Origin of the sequence: Clostridium sp. SHJSY1, assembly GCF_031626875.1 — a bacterium.
GTDB lineage: Bacteria > Bacillota > Clostridia > Clostridiales > Clostridiaceae > Clostridium.
Genome location: NZ_JANDMF010000094.1, coordinates 1 through 4797, shown reverse-complemented (window position 1 = coordinate 4797; position 4797 = coordinate 1). Strand labels below are relative to the sequence as shown.

At 30.7% G+C, this 4797-nt stretch carries 2 protein-coding genes and 1 pseudogene; all 3 read right to left on the bottom strand.

Features of this window, described 5'->3' with window-relative positions; all coding sequences use genetic code 11:
• Positions 1–85: 85 nt before the first annotated feature.
• Entirely contained in the window at positions 86–1906 is a 1821-nt protein-coding gene (locus tag NNC19_RS23125) for a carbon starvation protein A (protein WP_310941048.1), read from the bottom strand.
• A 124-nt stretch (positions 1907–2030) separates the two neighbouring features.
• Positions 2031–2084: pseudogene (locus tag NNC19_RS23560) on the bottom strand (YoaP domain-containing protein); the annotation flags it as partial.
• 77 nt (positions 2085–2161) lie between these two features.
• Positions 2162–4396, bottom strand: a complete 2235-nt coding sequence (locus NNC19_RS23120; RefSeq protein ID WP_310941047.1) for a serine hydrolase domain-containing protein — start codon at positions 4394–4396, stop codon at positions 2162–2164.
• Positions 4397–4797: the final 401 nt, after the last annotated feature.

The window sequence follows — 4797 nt, the reverse complement described above, 5'->3', positions numbered from 1 at the left end:
AAAAACCATGAAAATTGCTTAAAGTATATTATAAATATATACTGTAAAAATTTGTATCTAAAAATTCTCAACTATAGATATATAATTAAATACTTTCATGCAATGTTTTACTTATAACTTCTTCACCATAATTATCGTCTAGTTCCCCAGTAAAAGTTTTATCCCAATTCTTTACCCAAGATTTAATACATTCAACTATCATTACTATTAACATTATCATTACTATAAAGGATAATACAGTTAAAGCAACTTTTCCATTGGGAATATAATTTTTAAATATATTTTCAAGTGAAGCCCATGTTGTAGTTACTGTGATAAAAGCCATTGGAATTATTGTTATTGGGACATACTTCTTTTTATTCATTTTTATAAGAACTGATGTACCAATTGCAAATGCTATTGCTGCTAATGACTGATTAGCTACTCCAAACATTGGCCAAATGGTTGAAATATTACCACTATAAAGTAATGACCCCCAGGCAAGAGACATTAATGCACTAAAGAAAATAAGATTAAACATAGATTTTTCTTTAAACTTCTTATTAACCTTTCCAAAAAGATCTTGTAATAAATATCTTCCAATTCTTGTACCAGAATCTATAGTTGTTAATATGAATAATGCTTCAAACATTATGCAGAAGTGATACCAGTAAGACATTAATTTATCTATACCTGGAATACTATGAAATACATATGTCATACCAACAGCTAACGAAACAGATCCCCCAGTTCTACCTGATAATGTTTCACCAACAAGGTTCTCAAGCCATGACAAATCATGTGTACTCATTCCCAACTTGGCAAAAACTTCTGGAGCAGAATTAATTGCAAAATAATCTCCTGTAGGCAAAGCACAAGCTGCGATTAATGCCATAAAGCTTACAAATGCTTCAATTAGCATTGAGCCATATCCTATTGGATAAATATCTTTTTCGTTTGCAATTAATTTAGGCGTAGTACCAGTACTTATTAATGAGTGGAATCCTGATAATGCACCACAAGCTATTGTTATAAAAAGAAACGGAAAAACTTTACCACTAATAACTGGTCCACCACCATTAACAAATTGAGTTACTGCGGGCATTTGTAAGTGAGGTTGAATTATTATTATACCAACAGATAATGCACCAATTACACCAAGTTTCATATAAGTACTTAAATAATCACGAGGCAATAGTAATAACCAAACTGGTAATGCAGCAGCACAAAATCCGTATATAACCAAAACTACAGACAATTGTTTAATGTTAAGAGTTAATAAATTACCAAGTGCTGTACCTTGAATTTTAGGACCAAATACAACTCCAAGCATTACTAATGCCATACCTATTATAGTAGCTTCTCCAATTTTGCCAGGTCTAATAAATTTTAAATAAATTCCAACAAAAATCGCTATGGGAATAGTAGCACCTACAGTGAAAGTTCCCCAAGGACTATTATATAGAGAGTTAACAACAGGAAGTCCAAGACCTGCCATTGTAATTATAAGTATAAAGATGACAGAAATCGAAGCTATAAGACCAACTCTTTTACCTAAACATTGATGAGCTATTTCTGCTATAGATTGTCCCTTAAATCTAACTGAAGCAAATAACATAATCATGTCATGAACAGCACCAGCTGCTACAGACCCAATTAATATCCATAGTGCTCCAGGAAGAAAGCCAAATTGAGCAGCTAGAACAGGACCAACAAGAGGCCCAGCCCCTGCAATAGCTGCAAAATGATGTCCAAGTAATACCCACTTATTCGTAGGTACATAGTCTGAACCATCATTATATACTTCAGAAGGAACCTTACGAGATTCATCTAAAGCTAATACTTTTGCAGCAATAAATGCACCATATAACCTGTAGCCTATCACTAAAATACATGCACCTGCAATTACCAAAACAATAGAATTCATAATTTCATCCCCTTTCATTATAAATTTTACCATATATATACAATTCATAATACAAAAGAGACTACTTTCCATAACTTTTAGATGAAATGACATATTTTAAAAATAAGTTGTCAAGATATGAATGTTAATCTTTATAAAACACACTATAGTTATTAAAAACACAAGGCAATTCTCTTGCATTTAATTATCCTAAATATATAAAAAGATCCCCTGCTACAAAGTAAAATTTACTTTGTAGCAGGGGCAATTATTATGCTAATTATATTTAATGTTAAATTTGGCTTTTGCACTACCTACAAATACTATAAGGCCTCCCTTTGGTAATGTAACTTTATTATCTCTTGATATTACAGAATCCTCAATTAACTTAGCATTATTGTCATATACAACAAAAGCAGCATCTTTAGGTACATTTATAGTTATTTCTTTATTAGCTGATTCATCACCAATTGTGTACCATTGAGCATAACCTTCTTTACCAATTTTGCATGTAAACTTATCTTCTGTTGGTAAAGTTGATACAGCCGAATCATCTACGAAAGTATATCCACCTGCTGTAAAATATTCATGGTTATCCTTATTGTAAAATTTATAATCACTTTGATCACGTGATATAACACCTGGTACATCCAATATAGGAACAGCTGTGTTTTCATCTACTATTTTATTAAAACTAACATACCCTTCAAATCCTTTTATAAATCTAAATGTTTGAATGGGAGATGGAGATTCTGTCATATAAGCTTGTGAAGAATATTTTTCATTAACTAAGAAATATGCTTTTTCTGCTCTTTTTTCCCATGCTTTAGATATATTTTCAGGTATATTATTAGCTTCTTTTTTTTGTGCTACATATGAATTTTGAACGCCTATTCCTCCATACATGGTCTTTTGAATATATATTTTCCCATTTGATTCTTTCACAAACTTATAACTTTTTGATCCATCACTTGTTTTAAAGGTACCATCCTTTGTATAAGTGAGTGTTGTTACTTCAGAATCTGGATTTTCAGGATTAGAATAACTAAGTGTTCCAGACTCATCAATTTTAACATCTATAAATCCTAGTTCTCGTTTTGGTGACATATATAATCCCTCATATTGTTTAAGCTCTGATGGTACAGCAACTTTTTCAAGTGGAATATTGGTATTAGGTAGTGTCTCGTTACCTAGATCACCTTTTTCTTTTAATGCAACCAAAAGTATTTGTTCAGCCAACCATGTATCATTTCCACCTGTTCCACCAGAACTCACTACAGCCATAGCCATATTTTTTTCTGGTAAAACAACTAAACTACTATGATAAAGATTAGTGTCTCCAGATTTCTCTAAAGCTTTAATATTAAATCTGTTAAAAGGATACAAATTTACATTATCCCAACCTAATCCATAACTTAATTCACTTTCTTCACCAGCTGGCCAAATGCCTCTTAAATATTCTTTATTTTCCATTGCTTTTAAAGAATTATCTGATAGAATTTTGTTTGAGTTATTAGTAAAAGTAGTTGCAAATTTACATAAATCCTCTGCACTTGAATAAAGTCCCCCTGCACCAATTATATCTAAATTATCTACAGGCAATGCATTTTGTATATCTGGATAATATGTTTTAACAAGCTTGTCCCTATCAAATTTACTCACAGGCGTTTTAGTGTTATTCATTTTTAAAGGATTCGTAATATTTTTGGTTATATAATTTGTATAACTATCACCTGCCACACGTTCTACTAAAATTTCAGCAAGACTGAACCCATCATTGCAATACACAGAGTAAGCACCAGGCTCTGCTTTTAATCGTTGTGTTTTTAACTGACTTAATAATGTATCATGTGCATAAGTATCATTATCATTGAAAAGCATTGTGTTATTATAGCATGTTCCCATTAATCCTGATGAGTGATTTAAAAGCATTCTAACTGTAATCTTTTTATACCTATCATCTGCCATTTTGAAATCTTTAATATATTTAGTTACTGGTGCATCAAGATCAATCTTCCCTTGATCTACTAATTTCATTACTGCTGTTGTTACAAATATTTTACTAACAGAACCTATACCATACATGTTGTCAGCAGTTAAAGATTCATTACTGTCTTTTGAATACACTCCTGCATTACCAGATAGTACAATTTTTCCATTGTCAATTAAAGCATATTGAACGCTTGTACTTTTTAAAGGATCTGGTTGAGCTAGTAGCTTTGGTGCTATTTGTTCTGCTACTACTTTTACTTTGTCATAACCTGACTCTACATCACTATTAACTTGAGCATTATTTTCTTTGTTAAACTTAGGAGTGATAATTTCATCTGGTATTTTTACCAACTGATTATCAGGTGTTTTAAATTCAAAATCTGAAGGACTTCTACTAATTTCTGTCTTTGAATTAAGTATATCCATTGAAATTGGACTTGCTGCAAAAACTGATTTTGATGGTACACTACTTACTAATACCATTAAAGAAAGTGTGACTATTAGCTTTTTTGTTTTCATTTTAATTTCCCCCGTTTTTCACTTTTTAATGATTTGTATGCCCTTTGTTATAAAGTATCCTTATACTAGCACATGATATATACAAATTAAAGTAAAATATTCCATTTATTTTTTATCTTTTTCGTCTATTTCTCTACTCTTTTTTTGTTGAATCTGTTTGTATTTTGATATTTCAGTTTTGTATAAGGGATTATATTGGATTTATTGTTGCAAATTAGTTTATTTTTGAGTATAGCAAATAAAATAAATAATTACCTTATTGACAATTTTACTTAGTTTTTAAAATTACGAAGCTACTTTCATATGTATGAAAGTAGCTTCGTGCAGAGTGTCGACAAAGTCGACACTCTTTCGTTTTTATAATAAAATATTCTTGGGTGATAAAAATGTTAACAAAGAAA